We start from the raw sequence: 22,317 nt of genomic DNA on the forward strand, positions 1-22,317 counted from the left end.
TGCCCCGAGAAGTGCGCGAGAAGCCCCCGTTCGACTTCCAGGTGCGTCGTCGGCGCCAGAGCCACCAGCGTGTAGCACGATGCAGACCGGGACCGCGGGCTCGTCGCCGAGGATCATGCCGTCCTGCGAGCGGTCGCACTCGCGCGCAGATACCTCACGAACGAGCCGAGCCAGTGGCCAAGTTGTAGTCCTCACACCTCTGGCACCAGAGGCGGCTGCTGTTACGTCCGTACGGAAGCGAGGCGCGTGATGGCCGAGGTGTCAGTTGTCCAGATCGACCCGGGACTCTGCCCGCGATGCGGTGCGCCGGTCCCGCGACGACGAACGGGACGCCCCGCTACGTGGTGCTCGCAGTCGTGCCGGCGCGCGGCATACGAGGAGAGACGTGCGGCCGCACGTGGCGCGATCGCGGTGCATGTCGTCGACCGGGTGACCACGAAGACGGTCGAGAAGGAGCATGGGATCGAGGACTGCGTCGGCCGGGTGCTTGCGTCACCGGTGGCATGCACGGTGCTGCTCGAGGCGCTGGTAGAGCACCTCGTGGACAAGCAGAAGATGTGGGACCCGAAATGGGCGCGGACCGTCGGCGTCGCGGTACGCGTCGGCGGCACGTTGGCGTTCGCGCGGACGCGCACTCGATGAGCGTGCGGCGCTGTCATGGTGTTCACCGGAGGCCGCGAGTGCGGCAAGAACGGAGTGCGCGGTGCCGATGGCCCCGGCGCAGCCGATTGAAGACCGCAGCTGTGGCGCGCACGGGGCCCCGCCACCGGAACACATCACCGGACGGGCCATACGGACACCGGTCAGAGGGGCGAACACGCTGGCCCGCGCCGTTCTCGTAGCGGGTTCCTCAAACGGGACGACCGCAGAGCCCTCGTCGCACCGCCACAGGACGACGGGGCCGGAGTCCCAATGGCGTTCTCTAGGACAGAGGTGTGGGGGCTGGTGGACAGCACCCCGGCAAGCGGAGCGGCTTGCAACGTGGCGATCAGAGATCGTCATTGAGGTCGAGCAGGATCTCGCCGTCCTCGGCGTCACTCTCGGCGACGGCATCAGTCGTAAACGACTCCACCGTTGCGGTGTAGTAGCCGCCGCCCCGTGGCACCCGCGTCTCGAAGTAGAACATGCAGGCATCGCCGGCGCTGGAGAGAGCCCCTGCTCCATCTGGGCAGTTCCCACAATTGATCCGGAGGCGTCCAAAATCTGCACCTGGGGCTCGTCCATCAGATCGGTGACTCGGTCGTGCATGCTCTGCTGGGGGATCAAGGGAAGGCAGTCCTCCCATCATCAGTCACGAGGGACACGTCCGGTGTGAGTACCAAGCCGCCGCGCACAGTGAGTCCGGTGATGCTAACCGCGCCGGCCACACGCCACCCTGGTCATGTCAGCGCGCCACCATGACCACGATTGTCACCACGTAAGCCGCGGCGACCAGGCCGATTCCCGGCAGGGTGAGAACCACCCCGCGTCGGGCCCGCCGCTGGCCGTCGTCGGGCCCGGGGTCCTTGCGCTGCTTCGCAGTCATCGCACGCTCCGTTGACGTCGGCTCGAGCCAGGTGAGGCGGGCTCCCCCGCGGATTTCGCGTGGGATTGTGTGGAGTGTTACCAGCTCAGGTCGTGACAGCCGCCACTGTCGGCGGCCTCCACCTGCAAGGTGGCGTGGGCGATACCGTAGCGGTCGCGCAGCACCTGGCGCGCGCCGGCCAGCACGGCGCCGTGGTCGGCGCCCTGGTCGGCGACCAGGTGCGCGGTGGCCACGTTCATCCCCGAGGTCAGCGTCCACAGGTGCAGGTCGTGGACCTCCGCCACGCCCTCGACCGCGTCCAGGGCGCCGGCGACGTCCTGCGGGTCGACTCCCTCCGGGGCGTGCTGGGCCAGGACTGCGGCCACCTGCCTGCCCAGGACCACCGCCCGGATGATGACGAAGACCGCGATGAGTGCCGCGACCACGACGTCCCAGACCGGCTGACCGGTGAGGATGATCAGCGCGCCGGCGACCATGACGCCTACCGACCCGGCCGCGTCGGCGATCACCTCGTAGTAGGCGCCCTTGACGTTCAGGCTCTCCTTCGAGCCGCCGCGCAGCAGCAGCATGGAGGCGATGTTGATCACCAGGCCGGCGAACCCGACCGCGAGCATGGCACCGGAGGCGACCTCCGGCGCATCACCCAGCCGGCTGATGGCCTCGACCACCACGTACACCCCGACGGCGAGCATCGCGAGCACCGCCAGCGCCGAGGCGAACACCTCCGCCCGGTAGGAACCATAGGTTCGCCGCCCCGAGGAGTCCGGCCGGCTGGCGATCCGGGTCGCCACCAGGGCCGCGCCCAGCACCACCACGTCCGCGGCCATGTGCCCGGCGTCCGACAGCAGCGCCAGCGACCCCGACACCAGCCCCGCGATGAGCTCGATGAGGAAGAAGCCCGCCGTCAGGGCGAACGCCCCGGCCAGCCGCCGGCGGTGCCGGCCACCGGCATGCCCGACCGCTGGGGCGTGACTGTGCCCCGCCCCCATCAGCCCTGCCCCCCGTCGTGGCGGGCGTGCTCACGGGAGACGTCCAGCAGCATCCGCACGTGAGCGTCGGCCAGCCGGTAGTACACCATCCGCCCCTCCCGCCGGTTGTCGACCACGCCGGCGGTGCGCAGCACCCGCAGCACCTGGGACACCGACGCCTCCGGGACGTCCACCGACGCGGCCAGGTCGCACACGCACAGCTCCCCCGCCTCCAGCAACGCGTACAGCACCCGGGCCCGCCGCGGGTCCCCGAGCAGCTTGAACAACCCGGCCAACCGGGCGGCCTCCCCTTCGTCGGGGATCTTCTCCCGGGTCAGCGCCACCTTCTCCGGGTGGACGGCGGCGACCTCGCACGAATCCAACGGCGTCACACTCATGCGTCGACCATACACCTATGCAGATGTGCAGATCACGCCTGGGGAGCAGGCGCCAGAGATCAGCGTGTGCTGTATGGTCAGCGCATGCTGACTCTTGCTTCGCGGTTGGACGTGATGAACCGGCTGGGCCGGGCGATGGCCGATCCCACCCGCTCCCGCATCCTCATGACACTCCTCGAGGGCCCCAGCTACCCCGCGGTCCTCGCCCGCGACCTGGACCTGACCCGGTCGAACGTCTCGAACCACCTCACCTGCCTGCGGGACTGCGGCATCGTCGTCGCCGAACCTGAAGGCCGCCAGACACGGTATGAGATCGCCGACCCGCACCTCACGGTGGCGGTGACCGCGCTGGTCGAGGTCACCCTGGCCGTCGATGAGAACGCCCCGTGCGTGGATGCCACCTGCACGGTGCCCGGCTGCTGCCCCAGCGGGACTGTGGCATGAGCGCGACCACCCACGCCCCCGTCGAACAGCACGAGAGCGACGAGGAGCACGAGGCCCCGTGGTGGGGTGACCGCGCCGTCATGATCCCCGTCGCCTCGGGCGCAGCGTTCGTCGCCGGGCTCGCCTGTGAGTGGTCCGGCGCCCCGACGGCGGCACTAGTGCTCTTCTGGGCCGGTCTGCTGCTCGGGGCCTCCACCTTCGTCCCCGGCGCGCTGCGCAAGCTCGCCACCGGCAAGCTCGGCATCGCGCTGCTGATGACGATGAGCGCCACCGGCGCCGTCATCCTCGGCCACGTGGAGGAGGCAGCGGCCCTGGCGTTCCTCTACTCCATCGCCGAGGCCCTCGAAGACCGCGCCATGGACCGCGCACGCGCCGGGCTGCGCGCCCTGCTCAAGCTCGTGCCCGACACCGCCACCGTCCTTACCGACGGCAAGACCCTCACCGTCCCGGCCCGTGACCTGACCCCCGGGCAGGTCATGGTCATCCGGCCCGGTGAGCGCATCGCCACCGACGGCATCATCCGAACCGGTCACAGCAGCCTGGACACTTCGGCCATCACCGGTGAGTCCATCCCCGTCGAGGCCGGCCCCGGTGACGAGGTTCCCGCCGGGGCGATCAACGCCGCCGGTGTCCTGCAGGTCGAGGCGACCGCGCCCGGCACCGGCAACTCCCTGACCACGATCGTGAGCCTGGTCGAGCAGGCCCAGGCCGAGAAGGGGCAACGCGCCCGGCTGGCCGACCGCATCGCCCGCCCGCTGGTGCCCGGGGTCCTGGTCCTGGCGGTGCTCGTCGCCGTCATCGGCTCCCTGGCCGGTGACCCGCAGACCTGGATCGCCCGCGCCCTGGTGGTGCTCGTGGCCGCCTCCCCGTGTGCGCTGGCGATCGCGGTGCCCATCACCGTGGTCTCCGCGGTCGGCTCGGCGAGCAAGTTCGGCGTCATCATCAAGAGCGGGGCCATCTTCGAACGGTTCGGGGACATCGGGCATGTCGCCTTCGACAAGACCGGGACTCTGACCCGGAACCAGCCCACCGTCACCGCCGTCGTCCCCACCACCGATGGCACCGAGGAGCAGGTCCTGGCCTGGGCCGCCGCGCTCGAGCAGCACAGCACCCACCCGCTCGCTGCTGCCATCACCCAGGCGGCCCCCGCAACCCCCGCGGCCGTGGGTATCACCGAGGAAGCCGGTCACGGCATCCACGGCACCGTCGACGGCGTGGTGATCAGGGTCGGCAGCCCCCGTTGGGTTGACCCGGGCGACCTCGCCGACCGGGTCCATCACCTGGAGGCCCAGGGGATGAGCGTCGTCGTCGTGCACCGCGACGGCGCGGTCGCCGGGGCGATCGGGGTGCGTGACGAGCTGCGTCCTGAGGTTCCCGAGGTCCTCCAGACCCTGGCGGGCCAGGGCATCGGCGTCACGATGCTCACCGGGGACAACGAGCGCACCGCACGCGCGCTGGCGGCCCAGGCCGGCATCGGTGACGTGCGTGCCGAGCTGCGCCCCGAAGGCAAGTCAGCTGCCGTGGACGAGCTCCGCGCCCACCGGCCCACCGCGATGATCGGCGACGGCATTAACGACGCCCCGGCCCTGGCGGCAGCCGATGTCGGGATCGCGATGGGGGCCACCGGCTCCGACGCCGCGATCGAGTCCGCCGACATCGCCTTCACCGGTCAGGACCTGCGGCTCCTGCCCGAGGCGATCGCCCACGCCCGGCGCGGGCGGCGCATCGTCAACCAGAACATCGTCCTGTCGCTGCTCATCATTGCCGCCCTGCCACCGCTGGCCATCACCGGCGTCCTGGGCCTGGCCGCCGTCGTGCTCATCCACGAGGTCGCCGAGGTCCTGGTCATCCTCAACGGACTGCGCGCCGCCCGTACCCGCCAGCCCACGCTCGGACGCTGACCCCGCGGACCAACCGGCCGCACTAACCGTTCGCCGGCGATCCGGCGCGCCCTGAAAGGCACCGATGGAACTGCTCACCCCGATCCTGCAGGCGGTCGGCCTGTTCGTGGCTACGAACATCGACGACATCATCGTCCTGTCCCTCTTCTACGCCCGCGGCGCCGGCCAGCGGGGCACCACCCGCAAGATTCTTGCTGGCCAGTACCTCGGCTTCGGCGGCATCCTGCTGGCCGCCGTGCTGGTCTCCCTCGGGGCCCGCACCTTCCTGCCCGAGGCCGCCCTGGCCTACTTCGGGCTCATCCCCCTGACCCTGGGCCTGTACGCGGCGTGGCAGGTGTGGCGCAACCGCGATGAGGACGATGACGACGACGAGGCCAAGGTCGGTGACCGCCAGGTCGGCACGCTGACCGTGGCGGCCGTAACCTTCGCCAACGGCGGGGACAACATCGGGGTCTACGTCCCCGTCTTCGCCACCGCGTCGACCACCGCGGTCATCGCCTACTGCCTCGTCTTTCTCGCCCTCGTGGGCCTGCTCGTTCTCGCCGCGCGGTACGTCGCCACCCGCCGGCCCATCGCCGAGGTCCTCGAACGCTGGGAGCACATCCTCTTCCCGCTGGTCCTCATCGGCCTGGGCGTGGTCATCCTCCTCGAGGGCGGGGCCTTCGGCCTCTAGCACCCACCCCTCCACGATCCCACGGAGCCCTCGTGACCACTGACGTCGCCGCCGTCGCGGCACTGACCCTGTACCTGGCCGGCCTGGCGGCCGCCTTCGGTGCCCGCTCCTGGATCCACCGGCGGCGCACCGGCTCCGCCGATTTCCGCGGCCTCAGCGGCGCCCCCGGATCGGCCGAGTGGTGGGGCGGGATCCTCTTCGCCGGCGCTCTCGTGCTTGGCGCCGCCCGGCCCTGGTCCGCGCCGGCACCACTACCCCTATCGCCCTGCCCCCGGTCGTTCAGTGGGCGGGCCTGGCCGTGGCGATCGCCGGCTTCGCCGGCGTGCTGGCCGCCCAGGCGGCCATGGGCTCCTCCTGGCGGACCGGTGTCGACCCCACCGAGCGCACCGGCCTGGTCACTTCCGGCATGTTCGCCGTGGTGCGCAACCCCATCTTCACCGCGATGCTCACCGCCCTGCTCGGCCTGACGCTCCTGGTCCCCACGGCGTGACCGCCGCGGCGCTCCTCTGCCTGCTCCTCGCCGTGGAGATCCAGGTCCGCCTCGTCGAAGAGCCCTACCTGATCCGCGCCCACGGACACGCCTACGCAAGTTACTCCGAACGAGTAGGCCGGTTCCTCCCTGGCCTCGGCCGGCTCACGCACGACCGTTGACCCCCCTCCACCACCTGCTCCTCCGGCCCGCTGTCGGCCCACTGTCCGGTGCGGGATGGTCAATCGACGCCCTGCCGGTAGTGCAGCTTCGCCAATCTGGCCAGCGTCAGGGGTGGCCGGGCGCTCGGCGCACACGTCCTGGCGTCCAGCGCACCCCTTGGATCGGGAGGGTCAGCTGGCCACGGTGGTGGTCGTAGTGCTGCACCGGGTAGGCGTAGACCTCGGCCAGAGTCATCACGTCGGAAAAGTATGGGTCCCAGCTGGTGAGAAAGGGCATGCCGCGTGCCAGCGTGCGCTCATGCTCTGTGTGCAACCGGAGGGTCAGCGCGGCGATGGTGCGGTCGCACAGACCGCCCATCCGGCGGTGGTTGAAAACCAGCGTGGCGCCGCAGCTGCCGAGGTAGTTGATGAGGTGGAAGGGGCGCTGTCCGGCGTTGAGCAAGTGCGCGAATCCGCGCCCGACAGGCTCGGGTAGGAGGCTGACGAACCGGACCAGCGGCACCAGCCGACGCACGACAAGAAATCCGAAGACCATGTGGAAGAGCAGCTGCTCATTAGTCCATCGGGTGCCCTCTGAGCCGGCGCGCAACTGTGCGGGGGAGGCGGTGGCCAGCAGCGCATGAAGGTCGGCTCGTGCGCGCTCCAACTCGGCGGCGATGCCAGCACGGTCGACCGGGCCATCAAGGTTCGAGGTGGCCGAGTCCATACTTCTGATCATCCTCGCTACCGGGTATGTACGGCGAGTGCCTGCGAAAGTCACGAGGTGTCCGCAGAGGGATCCCCCTGCGGCGCGTCACTGCCTGGCTTCCCGAGCAACGTGGGCGTCGCCGGGGCGGGTTCCTCTTGCGGGACGGTCGCCGAGCCGGCGCACCCTTCGCCAGATCGCCGCAAGCGGCGTCGAAGATTCACGCCATGAGAGTGACGCCGCGCAACCACTGTTCAACCTGTGAGGCCGCGTGGGTGACCTCTTCGCCCCGGACAGCGAGGCCCTCACCGATGGAGGCACCGACCGTGAGCTCGGTGTAGACGTCAACGGATCGCCCGAGACCGCTCATTGCGTGCGTCGTCACGGGCAGGACGCGCTTGCCCTCTAGGGGGACCGACTCGACGAACGTGGACAGGATCATGGGTGGTCGGACGTTCCAGATGGGGCTGGCGAGGATCACCGTCTCGTATCGGCTCACATCTGGCCGTGGCGAGGCGATCGCGGGCCTGGCGTCCTGTTCCTGCTCGCGGACGTTGCGCGCGACGGTCGCCTCGTAGTCGGCCGAGTACGGGTCGGCCGCCTCGATCCGGTAGGTCTCACAGTCGACGCGGTCAGCGATCATCGTGGCAAGGACCTCGGTGTTGCCAACCTCAAGATCGCGCCGTCCGCCGTACCAGTAGTTCTCGCCGGGCCGGCAGAAGTACACGAGCAGCGTCCCGGTGTTGGTCCGGGGCCTTGGAGTCACGGCTGAGGGCTGCGGGCTCGGGGCGGTGTCCTGGGACATGCAACCGGCCACGGTGAGCAGGGTCGCCCCGCCGAGGGCCAGGCCGGCACGCAGGAACGTCCGCCGGCTGGTCGAGCGCGCGGTCATCCGCCCGGGGCGGTGATCGCGTCGCCGCGGGTGGCGGCCAATGACGCCAGCAGGGCCAGGCCGTCGGCGGCGGGTGTACCGGGTGCGGCGCTGTAGGCGATGAGGACGAGGCCGGGGTGCTGGACGAGTTCCATGACGTCGTACTCCAGGACGAGGACGCCGACCTCGGGATGGCGCAGGCGCTTGAGGCCCGTGCGGTGCAGGCGCACGTCGTGGGTGGCCCACAGGGTGCGGAACATCTCGGAGCGGGTGGACAGCTCGCCGACGAGGTCGGACAGCGGCTTGTCGTAGGGGTTATGCCCAGCGGCGCCGTGCAACGCCGCGACGCAGTCGTGGGTGACCTGCTCCCAGTCGGGGTAGTAGTCGCGCGCCGAGGCGTCGAGGAACGCGTGCCGGGCGCTGTTGGGTGGGGTGCCGGTGTGCCGGGCGAAGCGGTAGACGGGGCTGAGCAGCTCTCGGGCGAGGGCGTTGCCGGCGACGACGTCCATGTGGGAGTCGCGGACGTAGGCCGGCACGGTGGTCATCGCGTCGAGGACACGCTGCATCGAGGCGTGCACCGCGGGGCGCGGCGTGGGGGTGCGGCGCCGCCGCGTGGACTGGTTGGCGGCGTGGGCAAGGTTGCGCAGGTGCAGCTGCTCGGCCTCGTCCAGGCGCAGAGCGGCCGCGATCGCGTCCAGGACGGCGTCGGAGGCGCCGGCCAGGTTCCCGCGCTCGAGGCGGGCGTAGTACTCCGAGGAGACGCCGGCCAGGACGGCGACCTCGTCGCGGCGCAGCCCGGCGACCCGGCGTCGTCCCGTGCCAGCGGGCAGGCCGACGTCGGTCGGGCTGAGCCGGGCGCGGCGCGAGGATAGGAAGTCACGCACCTCGTCACGTTGGTCCATGCCCTCGACGGTACGAGCCCGAGGGCCGGGTAGCCACGTACTGCCAGTACACCCATAAGCAGGACGTTCCTGCCTGGGTGGGCGGGTGGTGGAGTGGAGGCACACGAGGGCGCCGGCCAGTGCTGGTGCTCGTCTTACCTGAGAGCTCACCGGAGGAACGGACCCATGCAGACAGTGACCTTGAACAACGGCGTCGAGATGCCGATCATCGGCTTCGGCGTCTTCCAGGTGCCCGCGGAGGAGACCGAGCGCGTCGTGAGCGACGCGCTGGCCGCCGGTTACCGCCACCTGGACACCGCCGCCTCCTACGGCAACGAGGAGGCCGTGGGCCGCGCCATCAAGGCCAGCGGCATCGCGCGGGACGAGCTGTTCGTCACCACGAAGCTGTGGATCCACTCCGGCGGGGAGGAGGGCACCAGGCGCGCCTTCGACACCTCCCTGCGACTGCTCGGGCTGGACTACCTGGACCTGTACCTGATCCACCAGCCGCTGGGGGACTACTACAGCTCCTGGCGCGCCATGCAGGAGCTGCACCGTCAGGGCGCGATCCGGGCGATCGGCGTCTCCAACTTCCACCCCGACCGGCTCGTGGACCTCATCGACCACAACGAGATCACCCCGGCCGTCAACCAGATCGAGACCCACCCCTACCACCAGCGCACGAGCGACCAGCAGGTCATGAGCGAGCGTGGCGTGCAGATCGAGGCCTGGGGCCCGCTCGCCGAGGGCAAGAACGGCATCTTCAGCGACCCGGTCCTCACCGCGATCGGTGAGGCCCACGGCAAGTCGGTGGCCCAGGTCACGCTGCGCTGGCTGATCCAGCGCGGAGTGGTCGTGATCCCCAAGTCCTCCCGGCCGGAGCGGATGGCCGAGAACTTCGACGTCTTCGACTTCGAGCTCACCGATGAGGACATGGCCTCGATCGCCACCCTCGACACCGGCGTCAGCGTCGCCTTCGACCACCGCGACCCCGCGATGGTCAGCTACCTCAACGACCGCCGAAACGGCTGATCGCTCACCGCTCCCGCGCAGGGGCGGCTCACGATCCGCCCGGCGCTCGGCCCGCCTACCCGTCCCCAGGAGGAACGACGATGATCACGCGCACCCTCGGCACCAGCGGCCTGGAAGTCTCTGCCCTCGGGCTCGGCTGCATGGGCCTGAGCCATGGCTACGGCGCCGCCGTCGACCATCAGGACGGCATCGCGCTCATCCGCGCCGCCGTCGACCAGGGCGTCACATTCTTCGACACCGCCCAGGTCTACGGGCCCTTCACCAACGAAGAGCTCGTTGGCGAAGCCTTGGCCTCGGTCCGCGACGAGATGGTCATCGCCACCAAGTTCGGGTTCTCCTTCGACGGCTCGACCTCCACGGGGCTCGACAGCCGGCCCGAGCACATCCGCGCCACCGTCGAGGACTCCCTGCGCCGCCTTGGTGTCGAGTCGATCGACCTGCTCTACCAGCACCGCGTCGACCCCCAGGTCCCCATCGAGGACGTCGCCGGTGCCGTCAAGGACCTCATCGCCGCGGGCAAGGTTAAGCACTTCGGGCTCTCCGAGGCCGGCGTCTCAACGATCCGCCGCGCCCATGCCGTCCAGCCGCTCACGGCACTGCAAAGCGAGTACTCCCTGTTTTGGCGCGAGCCGGAGGCCGAGATCCTGCCCACCCTCACCGAGCTGGGCATCGGGTTCGTGCCATTCAGCCCGCTCGGCAAGGGCTTCCTCACCGGCGCGATCACCACCGCTACGACATTCGCCGAGGGCGACCTGCGCAACAGTCTGCCGCGCTTCACCGAGGACGCCCGCGCCGCCAACCAAGCACTCGTCGACGTCGTCAGGGACGTCGGCGCCCGACGCGACGCCACCGCGGGGCAGGTCGCACTCGCCTGGTTGCTCGCCCAGCACCCGTCGATCGTTCCGATCCCAGGGACCACAAAGGTGCACCGCCTCGCCGAGAACAACGGCGCCGCCCAGCTCGAGCTGACGGCCGAGGACCTCACCGAGCTCACCCAGGCCTCCGACCAGGCAGACATCCGGGGAGCCCGGTACCCCGAGCACATGCAGAGATGGATCGACCGCTGACCCCACCAGCTGCGGGCGACGCAGCACGTACTGTCGCATCACACCACCAAGCGGCACTCCGTGACGATCCGCTGGAACTAGCGGAACGAAACGTCCGTTCAAGGATCGTCCAGCGGGGCGGACCGGCAGCGCTGGCGGTTACACCGGACGCGCTCGGTGCACGCTCTGCGCGGCGGCGCCCGCGCGTCCGTCGCGAGCACGAGAATTGCTCTGTCGACTCATGGTAGTACTGCGGTGGCATTACGGTATGAAGCTCAGTGTCAGCCTGCCAGAGGAGGATGTGGCAATCCTCGACGAGTACGCCCGTACCGCCGGCCTGCCCTCGAGGTCTGCAGCGGTGCAACACGCCGTGCGGATGCTCCGCTTACCCGACTTGGAGCAGGACTACGAAGCCGCGTGGCAGGAGTGGGAGGCCTCGGGCGATCAGGCGGCATGGGACTCGACCGCAGCCGACGGAATCGCCAATGTTGCGCGGTGAGATCCGGCTCGTCGATCTGGACCCCGTGCGCGGGAGCGAGGCCAGCAGTCGTCGTCCTGCCGTGATCGTCAGCAATGACCGAGCGACCGCGGCCGCGGCTCGACTTGGCCGCGGAGTTGTCACCGTGGTGCCGGTCACCAGCAACACCGACCGGATCTTCCCCTTCCAAACCCTCCTGCCCGCAGCCGTGACCGGCCTCCGGCAGGACTCCAAGGCCCGGGCCGAGCAAGTCCGCTCCATCGCAGTCGAGCGCCTCGGCGCCGTCATCGGACGAGCCCCTGCCGACGTCATGGCCCACCTCGACGACGCGCTTCGCCTCCACCTGCAGCTGTAAGCACCGCACTGCAAAAGTGGCGCTGGCCTGGATCCTGGGGACGCCGGCAGTCGGCAGGATGGCTGGGGTGCCAGCATCCGAGCCGCCCTCCATTTACCCTCCACATTGAGCCGTCACAGCCCGTCACAGACCGGGTAGAGTCGGAGGTGCCAGCGAGGAGACTTCCTCGACAACACAAGCGAATCCGCTGTTTCCCGCGCCGATCGGCGGTAGCCGGAAGGCCCTCGATTCGTTCCGGAGGTCGCAGGTTCAAATCCTGCCCCCGCTACCAGGAGAAGGCCCGGACCATCAGGTCCGGGCCTTCTGCGTTCCCCCGGGCTGTCGCTCAGGCGGGGCCGTGCCAGGCGAGCAGGAGCAGGCAGACGTCGTCGTGGCCCTCGCCGGGCGGGAGCAGCCGGTCGGTCACGGCCTGGACCGCCTCCTCCGGCCCGAGCACCAGGGTCTGCGCGCCCACCTCGACGAGCTCGTCGAGCCGGGTGGGCAGCGGCCGGTCACGTCGCTCCACGAGCCCGTCGGTGTAGAGGAGCAGCCGGTCACCGGGCACGAGGTCGACGGCCGCCTCCGGCCGCTCGCTCCCGGGCGCGGTCAGTCCCAGGGGTGTGGAGCGCCCGTCCCACACGAGGCGGGGCGTGCCGTCCCGCTCCAGGAGCAGGGGCGGGAGGTGGCCGGCGCACGCGAAGCGGAACCGGCCCGTGACGAGGTCCAGCTCGCCGTACAGGAGGGTGGCCGAGGTGGAGTCGGGGACGCGCCGGACGAACCGGTCGAGCGCACCGAGGACCCCGGCCGGGCCGATGCCGGGGCCGGCCACCGCCCGGACGGCGCTGCGCAGCTGCCCCATCGCGATGGCGGCGTCCAGCCCACGGCCCACGACGTCACCGACGGCGACCCCGAGGACGTCGTCGTCGAGGTGGAAGGCGTCGTGCCAGTCCCCGCCGACCTCGAGAGACTCCACGCCCGGCCGGTAGGACGTCGACACGACGACGCGCTCGTCCTGCGGCAGGGGAGCGGTGAGAAGGGCCTGCTGGAGCTGGTGCGCGATCGCGGCGCTGCGGTCGAAGAGGCTGGCGCGGTCCAGGGCGGCACCCGCCTGCTGGCCGACGGCGGTGAGCATCGCCAGGTCCGGCGGCTCGGCGCCCGCGCCGTCGTCGGGGAGCAGGGACAGCACCCCGAGCAGCCCCGACCGTCCGTGGAGGGGGACGAGGACGCGGCCGGCGTCGACAAGGGCCGTGCGCGGCCACGACCGCGGGGGCAGCGTGCCCGGGGTGCCGGTCTCCTCACCGGTGACCGAGTGGGCGACCAGGCGGCCGCGGGCGTCGGTGAGCCAGCACGTCGCCGCGCGGGCCCCCAGCGACGGCGTGGTGCCCAGCAGGGCGGAGGCCACCCCGTCACGGCCGACGGCGGCCGACAGCGCCGCGGTGACGTCCTGGAGCACCCGGGTGCGCTGGGCGGCGGCGTCGGCGTCCTTGCGGGCGGCCAGCAGCTCCCGCTCGTAGCGGGAGCGGTCGCGGGCGCTGGAGACCGCCACCCTGACCAGGCCGTCGGGAGCCACGACGGCGGTCATGAGCACGGGGACGCGGCCGTCCGGACCGCGCAGCTCGAGGGCCACCTCGTCCACCCGCCCCTCGACGTGCAGCAGGGGGGAGAGGTGGGTCTCCCAGTAGATGCGGCCCCCCACCGAGAGGAGCTGGCTCAGGCGCACGCGCCCGAGGACGTCGGCCGCGGGCCGCCCCACCCACTGGAGGAGGGTCGTGTTGGCGTCGAGCACCGTGCCGTCGCCGGCCAGCACGAGCAGGCCGCTGGGGGCCTCGTCCCAGGAGGCGGCGCGGTCGCTCACGCCGGCAGGTACGCCTTCATCGCCGCGACGAGCTGGTCCGGGGCGCTGAGGTTGGGGCAGTGCCCCACCGCGTCGAGCACGGCGAAGTCGCTGTTCGGAAGGTGGTCACGGACGTACTCACCCACCTCCATGGGCGCGATGACGTCCTCGCGGCACTGGACGACGAGCGCGGGGGTGGCGACCCCGGGCAGGTCCGCCCGGTTGTCGGACAGGAACGTCGTGCGGGCGAAACGGCGGGCGAGCGTCGGGTCGGTCCGGCAGAAGCTCGTCGTCAGCTCCTCGCCCAGCTCGGGGCGGTCGGGCACGCCCATGATCACCGGGGCGATGTGGGCCGACCAGCCGAGGTAGTTGTCGTCCATGGTCTCGAGGAGCTCGTCGATCTCCTCCTGGCTGAACCCGCCGCGGTAGTCGCCGTCGTCGATGTAGCGGGGGCTGGGGCCCACGAGCACGAGCCGGTCGAAGAGCTCGGGACGCTCGCGAGCCGCGAGGACCCCGATCATGGCGCTCACGGAGTGACCGACGAACACCACCGGTCCGGCGTCGAGCGCGTCGACGATCTCGACGACGTCCTGCGCGTACCCCTCGAGGCGGGCGTGGCGGGAGGCGTCGTACGCGGAGGGGTCCGACGCGCCGGCACCGACGTGGTCGAAGAGCACCACCCGGTGCGTCGGCTCGAAGCTCGGGACGACGAGTCGCCACATCTGCTGGTCGCAGCCGAAGCCGTGGGCCAGGACCATGGTGGGTCCCTCGGCCGCACCGCTCACCCGCACGTTGTTCCGCTTGAGTACATCCACGAATGCGACATTACGGCACCTGGGCCGGCCCCAGGCTCACACCGGGGCGGGAAGCGGGAAGGACCGGTCCGCGAAGAAGATGCTGCGGGCCGCCCGCTGCCCCGGCGTGGTGCGCAGCGCCGTGAAGGCGGCCTCCATGGCGGCCGGGGAGCGCACCAGTCCCATGGACCGCCGCATCGCCACCCGCCCGCGGAACCGCCGGCGCAGCGCGGCACCGTCGTAGGAGCGCAGCGCGCTTGGGTCGCCCGTGGTGAGGGCCTCGTCCAGGGCGTCCGCGGCGTGCTCGGACAGACGCAGGCACGGGTCCAGGCCACCGGCGGTCAGCGGGGACACGGCCCCGGCGGCGTCCCCCACGAGCAGCCCGCGGCGGGAGCTGATGCGTCGCAGCAGCCCGCCGACCGGGATGGGGCCGCCGCGGCGCTCGACGTCGGTCGGGCGGGACGGCAGCCCCGGCGCCACCGCCGTGAGCTCGCGCAGTGCGCGCCACACGCCCTCGGGGTAGCGGGAGGCGTAGCCGGCCGTGCCGAGGTGGACGTGCTCGCCGTCGTCGACGACCCAGCCGAGGTACCCCGGCGCGAGCCGCGGGTGCAGGACGCAGTGGAAGGTGGGGACCTCGGTGCCCGCGCTCGGGAAGACCTCCTCGGCGCCGACGAGCAGGCGCTCGTTGCGGTCCAGGTGGAGGTCCCGTGCCACCCGGGAGCGGGCGCCGTCGGCCCCGACGACGAACCGCGCGCGGACCACGGACGGCGCGCCGTCGCCGCCCACGAGCTGCGCCGCGCCGTCGGCGTACCCGGCGTAGCGGGTGCCGAGGAGCACCTGGGCGCCCGCCTCGCGCGCCCGGGCGGCGAAGGCGGCGTAGAGGCCGGGCATGTCCCCGACACGGAACTCGTCACGGCCGCTGACGAGGACGACGGGCCGGCGCAGGCTCGGCGGGTAGAGCGCGACCTGCCGGATCGGCGGGCCGAGGTGCCCGGCCGGGAGCGGGAAGTCGTCCAGGGTGCGGCGCACGAAGATGCCGGTGGTCCGGATCGACCGGCCGAGGTCGGCGCGTTTGTCGACGACGCTCACGGCGTGACCGCGCCCGGCGAGGAGCGTGGCCACGTGGAGACCGGCCAGTCCCGCCCCGACGACGAGGACGTCGGTGTCCCACCCGGCGCTCACGGCGCCGGGGTCCCGTCCGGCTCCCAGCGCAGCAGGTCGCCCGGCTGGCAGTCGAGCGCCTCGCACAGCGCCTCGAGGGTGGTGAAGCGGACGGCCTTGGCGCGACCGTTCTTGAGCACCGCGAGGTTGGCCGGCGTGATGCCCACCCGCTCGGCCAGCGTCCCGACCGACATCTTCCGGCGGGCGAGCATGACGTCGATGTCGACGACGATGGGCACCTAGATCACCTCGTCCAGCTCGGAGCGCAGGTGCTCGGCCCGGGCGGCGGTCTCGACGGCCTGGACGAGCAGCGTCCGCATGACGTAGACGACCAGTGCCACACCGGCGACCACGAGGGCGATGCCGCACAGGAGTCCGACGACGCCGGGCGCGACCTCGTCCCCCGGGGTCGTGCGGTTGACGACGGCGAAGGTCACCGCGACGCCGAGGACGAGCACCGACGCCGCCGCGATGGCGCCGATGACGACGTCGACGTAGCGGAACGCGCCCGTGGAGAAGACGGTGCCACGGCGCACCATCCCCAGCAGGCGCAGGATGCACACGGCGATGACCTGGAGGCACACGACCCCGAGGAAGAGACTGGCGGCGAAGGCCACCCGGGGGCCGGTGGCCAGGCCGTCGAGATCGACCCAGAGCAGCGGCAGCAGGACCGCCTGGACCACGACGGACCCGGCGAGCGCGACCGCGATGACGAGTTGGAGCACGCGGATGACGTACCTGCCCATGAGGACCTCCTCTGATTGACCGACGATGGGAATCTATCGAGACTCGATAGGCGATCGCAAGAGGGTGGCGTAATTCCGTTGCCTCACGTCGCGGGGAGGACGCAGGCTGTGGTGTCCCCGCGGACCCCCGCGCGTGTGAGGGACGGACGGTGAAGGACGAGCGATGACAGACCTGCGGAGCGCCACCCCAGCGCGCTGACGCCCACGGGCGCGGCGCGACGTCCTGCCGCCCCGAAAGGTCCTCACCGTGCCCAGCCCCTCGTCCTCCGTCGTCCTGCACGACCTGTCCTTCTCCTGGCCCGACGGCACCCCGGCCATCGACCGCGTGAGCGGCGCGTTCGGCTGTGGGAGCACCGGGCTCGTCGGTGCCAACGGCGCCGGCAAGTCGACGCTCCTCCGGCTGGTCGCCGGGGACCTCCTCCCCACCGGCGGCTCGGTCTGCGTCCGGGGCGTCGTCGACCACCTCCCGCAGCGGCCGGTGCCGGCCGCCACCCTGGCCGACCTCCTCGGCGTCCGCGCCGTCCTCCGGGGCCTCCGCGCGATCGAGGCGGGATCCACCGACCCCGCCGACTTCGACGCCGTCGGGACGGGCTGGGACGTCGAGGAGCGGGCCGCCGCAGCCCTCGCCTCCCTCGGCCTGCCCGTGGACCTGGACCGCCCCGTCACCGCGCTGTCCGGCGGGGAGGCCGTCCTCGCGGCGCTCGCGGGCGTACGGCTGCGCGACGCCGACGTCGCCCTTCTCGACGAGCCGACGAACAACCTCGACGGCGACGCGCGCGAGCGGGTCTACGAGCTCGTGCGCGGGTGGCGCGGCACGCTCGTCGTCGTCAGCCACGACCTCACGCTCCTGGACCTCATGGACGCCACCGCCGAGCTGCGGGCCGGTGAGCTCGCCACCTTCGGCGGCCCCTACAGCGCCTACCGGGAGTGGCTCGCCACCCAGCAGGAGGCCGCCCGGCAGGCGCTGCGTACCGCCGAGCAGGCCCTGCGCCGGGAGCAGCGTGAGCGAGCCAGGGCGGAGGAGCGCATGGCGCACAGCCGGCGACAGGGCCGCAAGGACCGCGCGGACGGCAGGTACCCGCCGATCGTCCTGGGGGCGCGGCGCAACGCCGCCGAGCGGTCCCAGGGGGAGCGCCGGGCAGCGGCGGACGCGCGGCTCGCCTCCGCCCAGGACGCCGTCGACCTCACCGGGACCGCCGTCCGCGGGGACGACGCCGTGCGCGTGGACCTGCCCGACCCTCGCGTGCCCCGCGGGCGCCGGCTCGCGGTGCTGCCGAGCAGCGACGGGCGCGACGTCGTCCTCCAGGGCCCCGAGCGCGTCGCCCTCGTGGGCTCCAACGGCGTGGGCAAGACGACGCTGCTGCGCTCGCTCCTGCCCTCGCTGTCGGCTCGCGTCGGCTACCTGCCCCAGCGGGCGGAGCTCGACGACGGCGCCACCGTCCTCGACACCGTGCGCGCCGCCTCCCCGCACCTGCTGCCCGGGGAGGTGCGCAACCGCCTCGCGCGGCTCCTCGTGCGCGGGGACATGGTCGACCGCGCCGTCGCCACACTCTCCGGCGGCGAGCGCTTCCGGGTGGCGCTCGCGCGCGTGCTCCTCGCCGACCCACCGCCGGAGCTGCTCGTCCTCGACGAGCCGACCAACGACCTGGACATCCCCACCGCCGACCAGCTGGTCGCGGCGCTGGGCGCCTACCGGGGCGGGCTGCTCGTCGTCAGCCACGACGGCGCCTTCCTCGAGCGGCTCGACCTCCACGCCGTCGTCCGGCTCACGGCGGACGCTCGGCTCCAGCGGATGACCTGACGAGGCAGTCGCTACCGGCGGGTGCGGATCTCGTGGACCGAGGCCCAGCCGAGGACGGCCAGCCCGGCGACGGCGACGACGACGAGCCACGGCACGGGCGCGGCGCCGTCGAGCAGGAGGGCGAGGCCGACGGCCACCTGCGCGACCGCCTGGACGGCGAGGAACCCGGGCAGCGCGCCCCTCAGGACGGCCACCTCCACCCGCCCGCGCCACGAGACGGCGTCGGCGACGGCGCCCACGCGCAGGACGGCGTGGGTGAGCACGACGAGGAGCACCAGCGCCCACCACGGGCCGGGCGAGAGGGCGAGCATGGCGACGAGGACCGCCACGGTGATCCCGAGCAGCGCGGCGTGCGGCCGCACCGCGACGACCACACCCAGCGCCGCCGCCACGGCCTGCTCCGTCGGGCTGGCGGCCACGACCGCGCCGGCCCCGGCGACGACCGCGAGCAGCGTCGCGCGCAGGACGAGGGCGGGCACGGCGGGACCCGTGCGCAGCGTCGTCCGGGGCCGGCGGGCCGCGCGCCGGCGGCCCACGGCGAGCGAGCCGTCGGGCCGGGGCAGGACGGCACGCACGCGCTCGAGCAGCCGCTGCAGCGCGCTCACCGGGGCACCCGGTGGCGGCGGCGCGCGAGGGTGGCCAGCTCGGCCCGCCCCCCGGCGGGCGGCGGCCCGTCCTCCGCCCAGCGCACCACGTCGACGCCGCCCCGCCGCAGCGTGGTGAGCCGGTCCTCACGCTGGATCGCGACCATCCGGTAGGCCATGAGGGTCCGCACCGACATGTCGGCACCACGGACCGGGGGCAGCACGTCGACGGCGACCACCCGGTGGCCGGCGTGCCGCCACGTCAGCGCCATCGTCGCCGCCTCGTCGTCGAGGAAGGTCGACAGCACGACGACGAGCGCGCCGGAGGGCACCTGCGGTGCACGGACCCGGGGGCGGGGCGTGCCCTCCGGGGCCGCGAGCGCCAGCCGCCGCACGACCCGCTCGAGGTGCCGGCGTCCGCCGCCGGGGCGCACGGGCCGACGGCGCAGGCCGAGGTCCTCCAGGCCCACCCGGTCGCCCTGGCCGAGGTAGGCCCGCGCGAGCGACGCGGCGGCCTCCCGGGCGATGTCGAGGGAGGTGACGTCGCTGGTGAGCACCTCGCGGCCGCCGGCCCAGGTCGAGACGTCCGGACCGACGTCGTCGCGGGAGTCGATGACGAGCACCACAGTCGCCTCGGCCGTGGACTGCGTGCGGCGCACGTACAGGTCCTGCAGCCGGCCGCCCTCCACGCCCCGACGGGCGCTGGTGCGCCAGTCGATCCGGCGCAGACGGTCGCCGGGGGTGAAGAGGTTGACGTCGTGGAGCTCCTCACCGTCACCGATCCGCCGGGCGGCGTGCGGGCCGACGAGGCCCTGCAGCCGCGGCGGGAGGGGCAGCTCGCCGAGCGGGCGCTGCCCCGGCAGGACGAGCACGGTGGCCGGTGCCACCGTGCGGACGTCACCCGTGGTCAGGTGCCCGCTGCCGAGACCGACGGCGTCGAGGCGGAAGAGCTGGTTCTCCCCGGTGCGCACGCTCGTCGTCGCGAGCGTGACCTCGCGGACCTGGCCCGGGAGGAGCCTGACGAGACGCTCCTCCGGCTCGGTGCCGGGGCTGGAGGCGCGCAGCCGCGCCGCGACGGCACCCTCCGGGACGTGCAGGAGCGCCGGGGCGTGCAGCTCGGTGCTCGCGGTGAGCTGGCGGGGTGCCCGGACCTCCACCTCGAGCGCACCGCGCGGACGGCGGGCCCAGCCCCACACGGCGGTGAGGAGCGGGGCGACGCCGAGCGCCGCGACGTCGGGGCGGCCGGCGAGCGCACCGGCGACCAGCACCCCCGCCCCGAGGACGAGCGCGGCGGTGAGGTGGGTGAGCGGCGCCCAGCGGGTCACCGGGTGCTGGCCGGGCCGGGGACCGAGGACAGCAGCGCGGTGACGACGCTGCTCGGCTGGGTGCCGCTCGCCCACGCCGCTGCCGTGAGGGTGAGGCGGTGCGCCAGCGCCGGCACGGCCACCGCCTTGACGTCCTCCGGGGTGACGAAGTCGCGCCCGTCGAGCACGGACAGCGCCCGCGCGACGAGCAGCAGCGCCTGGGAGCCGCGAGGGGACGCACCGACCTCGACGGCGCTGTGGGTGCGGGTGGCCGCCGCCAGGGCGACGCAGTAGGCGACGACGTCCGGCTCGACGGCCACGGCCTCGACCCCCGCCTGCATGGCGAGCAGCTGCTCGGGCGTGACGACCTGCCGCACGTCCGCGCGCTCGCGGCGGCGGTCCAGCCGCCGGTGCAGGACGTCCGCCTCGGCGCCCGCGCTCGGGTAGCCGACGGCCAGGCGCACCATGAACCGGTCGAGCTGGGCCTCGGGCAGCGGGTAGGTGCCCTCGTACTCGACGGGGTTGGAGGTGGCCATGACGTGGAAGGGCTCGGGGAGCGGGAAGCTCGTCCCCTCGACCGAGACCTGCCGCTCGGCCATCGCCTCGAGGAGCGCGGACTGCGTCTTGGGCGCGGTCCGGTTGATCTCGTCGGCGAGGAAGAGCCCGGTGAACACCGGACCGGGGCGGAAGGTGAAGCCCGCCGTCGCCGGGTCGTAGACGTAGGAGCCGGTGATGTCGGCGGGCAGGAGGTCCGGCGTGCACTGCAGCCGCCGGAAGTCCAGACCCAGCGCCGTGGCCAGGGACCTCGCCGCCAGCGTCTTGCCCAGCCCGGGCACGTCCTCGAAGAGCACGTGCCCACCCGCGAGGACCGCCGCCAGCGCCAGGCGCAGCGGCTGCGTCATGCCGACGACGGCGGTGCCCACCTCGCGCAGCACGTCACCGCCGAGGGTGGCGACCTCGGTGACGGGCAGCGGGGCGGGCGAGGGCGTGGGGTGGTCAGGCACGGGGGCTCCGGTTCTCGAGGGCGGTGAGGCAGGCGTCCAGGGCCCGCACGGGCTGGGGCGTGGTGGCGCGCAGGGTGCGCCACGCGCGGTCCCCGAGGTGGGCGCGCACGGCGTCGTCGTCGGCGGGGTCGATCCCGGCGAGCGCGAGGCGGCCGGCGGCGACCTCCCGCAGCTGGCGCAGGCCGCGCTCGCCGACGCGGCCGTCGCGGTCGGTCAGTGACCAGGACAGCTGGGAGACCTCGTGGCGGTGGCCGGCGCGCTGCTCGGCCGGCAGCTGCGGCAGGCCGTGCTCGCGGCCGAGGTCGCGGTGTCCGACGACGGCCGCGACGACGGCGGTGGCGGCTGCGGCCAGGGCGATGTTGACGCCGTCGAACCCGATGGCCCACATGGCGGCGACGACGGCGGCGACCGCCAGGACGGCGACAGCGGCCCGGCCCCGGCTCACCGGGACTCCCAGGAGGCGGCGATCTGCTCGAGGCAGCGGCCTGCCTCGGCGACGTCCTCGGCGGTGAGGACGGCGTGCGGGGCGAAACGGGCGCGGTGGTACAGGCGCAGGAGGCCACGGGTGGCGACCGGGTCGGCGCTGGTGGAGTCGAGGACGGCGGTGGTGAGCTCGGTGGGGGTGTCCGACGGTGCGCGCTGCACGCCTGAGCTCGCGGCGGCAGCCTCGAGCTCGAGCCAGGCGGCGACGACGGCGTCGTCGGGCTCCCCGCGGGAGGCGAGCACCGCGCGGGCCGCGGCGACGCCGCGACGCAGGGCCGGCAGGTCCGGCTCGGGCTCGCCGGGGTCGGGCGCGACGGCGGTGCCGAGCGCCGGGTCGTGCGGCGGGGCGGTGCTGCCGCGGGCCAGCGTCGCGCGACGCAGGAGGGCACGGAGCAGGAGGGCGAGGAGGAGGAGACCGGCGGCGGCAAGGAGGAGCGTGACCGGCAGGCCGCGCTCGCCGGGCTCCGGTGGCGGCTCCTGCTCGACCTCCTCCGCCGGCGGGCGCGTCTCCTGCTCGGCCGGTGGCGGGGCCAGCTCGACCTCGCGCGGCGCGACGTGCCAGGGCCCGGCGAGCGCGGCGCCGGCCACGACGGCGAGCGCGACGACGGCCGCGAGCAGGGGCAGGAGCAGCGGGCGGGCCGTCCCGGGGGCGCGGCGCTGCGCCGTCGCCCTCCGCCCGTCCATGGCCTCACCGTATCGGGCCGCCGTCCCCTACCGTG

The 22,317-nt window shown here is 73.0% G+C and carries 27 protein-coding genes; 10 read left to right on the top strand and 17 right to left on the bottom strand.

Going from position 1 to position 22,317, the window contains the following annotated elements; all coding sequences use genetic code 11:
* Positions 1-429: 429 nt before the first annotated feature.
* Entirely contained in the window at positions 430-642 is a 213-nt protein-coding gene (locus tag DSZ44_RS08220; protein ID WP_146237505.1) for a hypothetical protein, read from the top strand.
* Positions 643-988: 346 nt separating this feature from the next.
* Here the strand turns inward: DSZ44_RS08220 and DSZ44_RS18260 are convergent, their stop codons facing one another.
* The 4 genes from DSZ44_RS18260 to DSZ44_RS08230 form a co-directional block, all read right to left on the bottom strand.
* The gene (locus tag DSZ44_RS18260; protein WP_181424574.1) at positions 989-1,126 is read right to left on the bottom strand and encodes a hypothetical protein; all 138 of its coding nucleotides are present in this window, start codon (positions 1,124-1,126) and stop codon (positions 989-991) included.
* A gap of 258 nt (positions 1,127-1,384) precedes the next feature.
* Positions 1,385-1,525 (bottom strand): hypothetical protein, encoded by a 141-nt coding sequence (locus DSZ44_RS18265; protein ID WP_181424575.1) that lies wholly within the window; start codon positions 1,523-1,525, stop codon positions 1,385-1,387.
* Positions 1,526-1,602: 77 nt separating this feature from the next.
* Positions 1,603-2,514, bottom strand: a complete 912-nt coding sequence (locus DSZ44_RS08225) for a cation diffusion facilitator family transporter (protein WP_110852123.1) — start codon at positions 2,512-2,514, stop codon at positions 1,603-1,605.
* Complete coding sequence (locus DSZ44_RS08230; RefSeq protein WP_110852124.1) at positions 2,514-2,891, bottom strand: ArsR/SmtB family transcription factor; 378 nt, start codon at positions 2,889-2,891, stop codon at positions 2,514-2,516. Before DSZ44_RS08230 ends, DSZ44_RS08225 begins: the two co-directional genes overlap by 1 nt.
* A gap of 84 nt (positions 2,892-2,975) precedes the next feature.
* Between DSZ44_RS08230 and cmtR the strand changes: the two genes are divergently transcribed.
* The 4 genes from cmtR (at position 2,976) to DSZ44_RS18770 (ending at position 6,399) form a co-directional block, all read left to right on the top strand.
* Positions 2,976-3,335, top strand: coding sequence for a Cd(II)/Pb(II)-sensing metalloregulatory transcriptional regulator CmtR (cmtR, locus tag DSZ44_RS08235; RefSeq protein ID WP_110852125.1), 360 nt, complete (start codon positions 2,976-2,978; stop codon positions 3,333-3,335).
* On the top strand, positions 3,332-5,236 hold the full coding sequence (locus tag DSZ44_RS08240; protein WP_110852126.1) for a heavy metal translocating P-type ATPase: 1,905 nt from the start codon (positions 3,332-3,334) through the stop codon (positions 5,234-5,236). The genes cmtR and DSZ44_RS08240 overlap by 4 nt, the downstream gene beginning before the upstream one ends.
* Positions 5,237-5,300: 64 nt before the next feature.
* Positions 5,301-5,909, top strand: a complete 609-nt coding sequence (locus tag DSZ44_RS08245; protein WP_181424576.1) for a cadmium resistance transporter — start codon at positions 5,301-5,303, stop codon at positions 5,907-5,909.
* A 298-nt stretch (positions 5,910-6,207) separates the two neighbouring features.
* Entirely contained in the window at positions 6,208-6,399 is a 192-nt protein-coding gene (locus DSZ44_RS18770; protein ID WP_258369324.1) for a methyltransferase family protein, read from the top strand.
* 267 nt (positions 6,400-6,666) lie between these two features.
* Here DSZ44_RS18770 and DSZ44_RS08255 read toward each other — a convergent pair whose 3' ends face one another.
* From DSZ44_RS08255 to DSZ44_RS08265, 3 genes are all read right to left on the bottom strand, one after another.
* Positions 6,667-7,266 carry a DinB family protein gene (locus DSZ44_RS08255; protein ID WP_110852127.1) on the bottom strand — a complete coding sequence of 200 codons (600 nt, stop codon included), beginning with the start codon at positions 7,264-7,266 and terminating at the stop codon, positions 6,667-6,669.
* 199 nt (positions 7,267-7,465) lie between these two features.
* Positions 7,466-8,050 (bottom strand): flavodoxin, encoded by a 585-nt coding sequence (locus DSZ44_RS08260; protein ID WP_220035137.1) that lies wholly within the window; start codon positions 8,048-8,050, stop codon positions 7,466-7,468.
* A gap of 83 nt (positions 8,051-8,133) precedes the next feature.
* Positions 8,134-9,018, bottom strand: coding sequence for a helix-turn-helix domain-containing protein (locus DSZ44_RS08265; RefSeq protein ID WP_110852129.1), 885 nt, complete (start codon positions 9,016-9,018; stop codon positions 8,134-8,136).
* A gap of 165 nt (positions 9,019-9,183) precedes the next feature.
* On the opposite strand from DSZ44_RS08265, the gene DSZ44_RS08270 reads away from it, so the two are divergent.
* The 4 genes from DSZ44_RS08270 (at position 9,184) to DSZ44_RS08285 (ending at position 11,908) form a co-directional block, all read left to right on the top strand.
* Positions 9,184-10,029, top strand: coding sequence for an aldo/keto reductase (locus DSZ44_RS08270; RefSeq protein WP_110852130.1), 846 nt, complete (start codon positions 9,184-9,186; stop codon positions 10,027-10,029).
* Between the two features lie 80 nt (positions 10,030-10,109).
* The gene (locus DSZ44_RS08275; protein WP_110852131.1) at positions 10,110-11,096 is read left to right on the top strand and encodes an aldo/keto reductase; all 987 of its coding nucleotides are present in this window, start codon (positions 10,110-10,112) and stop codon (positions 11,094-11,096) included.
* 247 nt (positions 11,097-11,343) lie between these two features.
* A complete protein-coding gene (locus tag DSZ44_RS08280) occupies positions 11,344-11,574 on the top strand; it encodes a ribbon-helix-helix domain-containing protein (RefSeq protein ID WP_110852132.1) in 231 nt (76 codons plus the stop codon).
* Complete coding sequence (locus DSZ44_RS08285; RefSeq protein WP_110852133.1) at positions 11,561-11,908, top strand: type II toxin-antitoxin system PemK/MazF family toxin; 348 nt, start codon at positions 11,561-11,563, stop codon at positions 11,906-11,908. Before DSZ44_RS08280 ends, DSZ44_RS08285 begins: the two co-directional genes overlap by 14 nt.
* Positions 11,909-12,233: 325 nt before the next feature.
* Here DSZ44_RS08285 and DSZ44_RS08295 read toward each other — a convergent pair whose 3' ends face one another.
* From DSZ44_RS08295 to DSZ44_RS08315, 5 genes are read right to left on the bottom strand one after another with little or no spacing between them, the layout of a single operon-like run.
* Positions 12,234-13,742 carry a SpoIIE family protein phosphatase gene (locus DSZ44_RS08295; protein ID WP_110852134.1) on the bottom strand — a complete coding sequence of 503 codons (1,509 nt, stop codon included), beginning with the start codon at positions 13,740-13,742 and terminating at the stop codon, positions 12,234-12,236.
* Positions 13,739-14,536 carry an alpha/beta fold hydrolase gene (locus DSZ44_RS08300; RefSeq protein ID WP_502530282.1) on the bottom strand — a complete coding sequence of 266 codons (798 nt, stop codon included), beginning with the start codon at positions 14,534-14,536 and terminating at the stop codon, positions 13,739-13,741. Before DSZ44_RS08300 ends, DSZ44_RS08295 begins: the two co-directional genes overlap by 4 nt.
* A 36-nt stretch (positions 14,537-14,572) precedes the next feature.
* Complete coding sequence (locus tag DSZ44_RS08305; protein ID WP_220035138.1) at positions 14,573-15,697, bottom strand: NAD(P)/FAD-dependent oxidoreductase; 1,125 nt, start codon at positions 15,695-15,697, stop codon at positions 14,573-14,575.
* The gene (locus DSZ44_RS08310; protein WP_110852135.1) at positions 15,694-15,915 is read right to left on the bottom strand and encodes a helix-turn-helix domain-containing protein; all 222 of its coding nucleotides are present in this window, start codon (positions 15,913-15,915) and stop codon (positions 15,694-15,696) included. The genes DSZ44_RS08305 and DSZ44_RS08310 overlap by 4 nt, the downstream gene beginning before the upstream one ends.
* Positions 15,916-16,422: a DUF2975 domain-containing protein gene (locus DSZ44_RS08315; protein WP_110852136.1), complete on the bottom strand. Its 507-nt coding sequence runs from the start codon at positions 16,420-16,422 to the stop codon at positions 15,916-15,918. It abuts the gene before it with no gap.
* Positions 16,423-16,669: 247 nt separating this feature from the next.
* Here DSZ44_RS08315 and DSZ44_RS08320 point away from each other — a divergent pair, with 247 nt between their 5' ends.
* A complete protein-coding gene (locus DSZ44_RS08320) occupies positions 16,670-18,223 on the top strand; it encodes an ATP-binding cassette domain-containing protein (RefSeq protein ID WP_110852137.1) in 1,554 nt (517 codons plus the stop codon).
* 11 nt (positions 18,224-18,234) lie between these two features.
* Here DSZ44_RS08320 and DSZ44_RS08325 read toward each other — a convergent pair whose 3' ends face one another.
* Genes DSZ44_RS08325 through DSZ44_RS08345 form a run of 5 tightly spaced genes read right to left on the bottom strand, consistent with a single transcriptional unit; the run spans position 18,235 to position 22,282 of the window.
* Complete coding sequence (locus DSZ44_RS08325) at positions 18,235-18,828, bottom strand: hypothetical protein (protein ID WP_110852138.1); 594 nt, start codon at positions 18,826-18,828, stop codon at positions 18,235-18,237.
* A complete protein-coding gene (locus DSZ44_RS08330) occupies positions 18,825-20,207 on the bottom strand; it encodes a DUF58 domain-containing protein (protein WP_220035139.1) in 1,383 nt (460 codons plus the stop codon). The genes DSZ44_RS08325 and DSZ44_RS08330 overlap by 4 nt, the downstream gene beginning before the upstream one ends.
* Positions 20,129-21,115 carry an AAA family ATPase gene (locus DSZ44_RS08335; RefSeq protein ID WP_258369326.1) on the bottom strand — a complete coding sequence of 329 codons (987 nt, stop codon included), beginning with the start codon at positions 21,113-21,115 and terminating at the stop codon, positions 20,129-20,131. Before DSZ44_RS08335 ends, DSZ44_RS08330 begins: the two co-directional genes overlap by 79 nt.
* On the bottom strand, positions 21,108-21,560 hold the full coding sequence (locus DSZ44_RS08340) for a hypothetical protein (protein WP_110852140.1): 453 nt from the start codon (positions 21,558-21,560) through the stop codon (positions 21,108-21,110). Before DSZ44_RS08340 ends, DSZ44_RS08335 begins: the two co-directional genes overlap by 8 nt.
* Entirely contained in the window at positions 21,557-22,282 is a 726-nt protein-coding gene (locus tag DSZ44_RS08345; protein WP_110852141.1) for a DUF4129 domain-containing protein, read from the bottom strand. The genes DSZ44_RS08340 and DSZ44_RS08345 overlap by 4 nt, the downstream gene beginning before the upstream one ends.
* Positions 22,283-22,317: the final 35 nt, after the last annotated feature.

Source organism: Georgenia satyanarayanai (assembly GCF_900116375.1).
Lineage (GTDB): Bacteria > Actinomycetota > Actinomycetes > Actinomycetales > Actinomycetaceae > Oceanitalea > Oceanitalea nanhaiensis.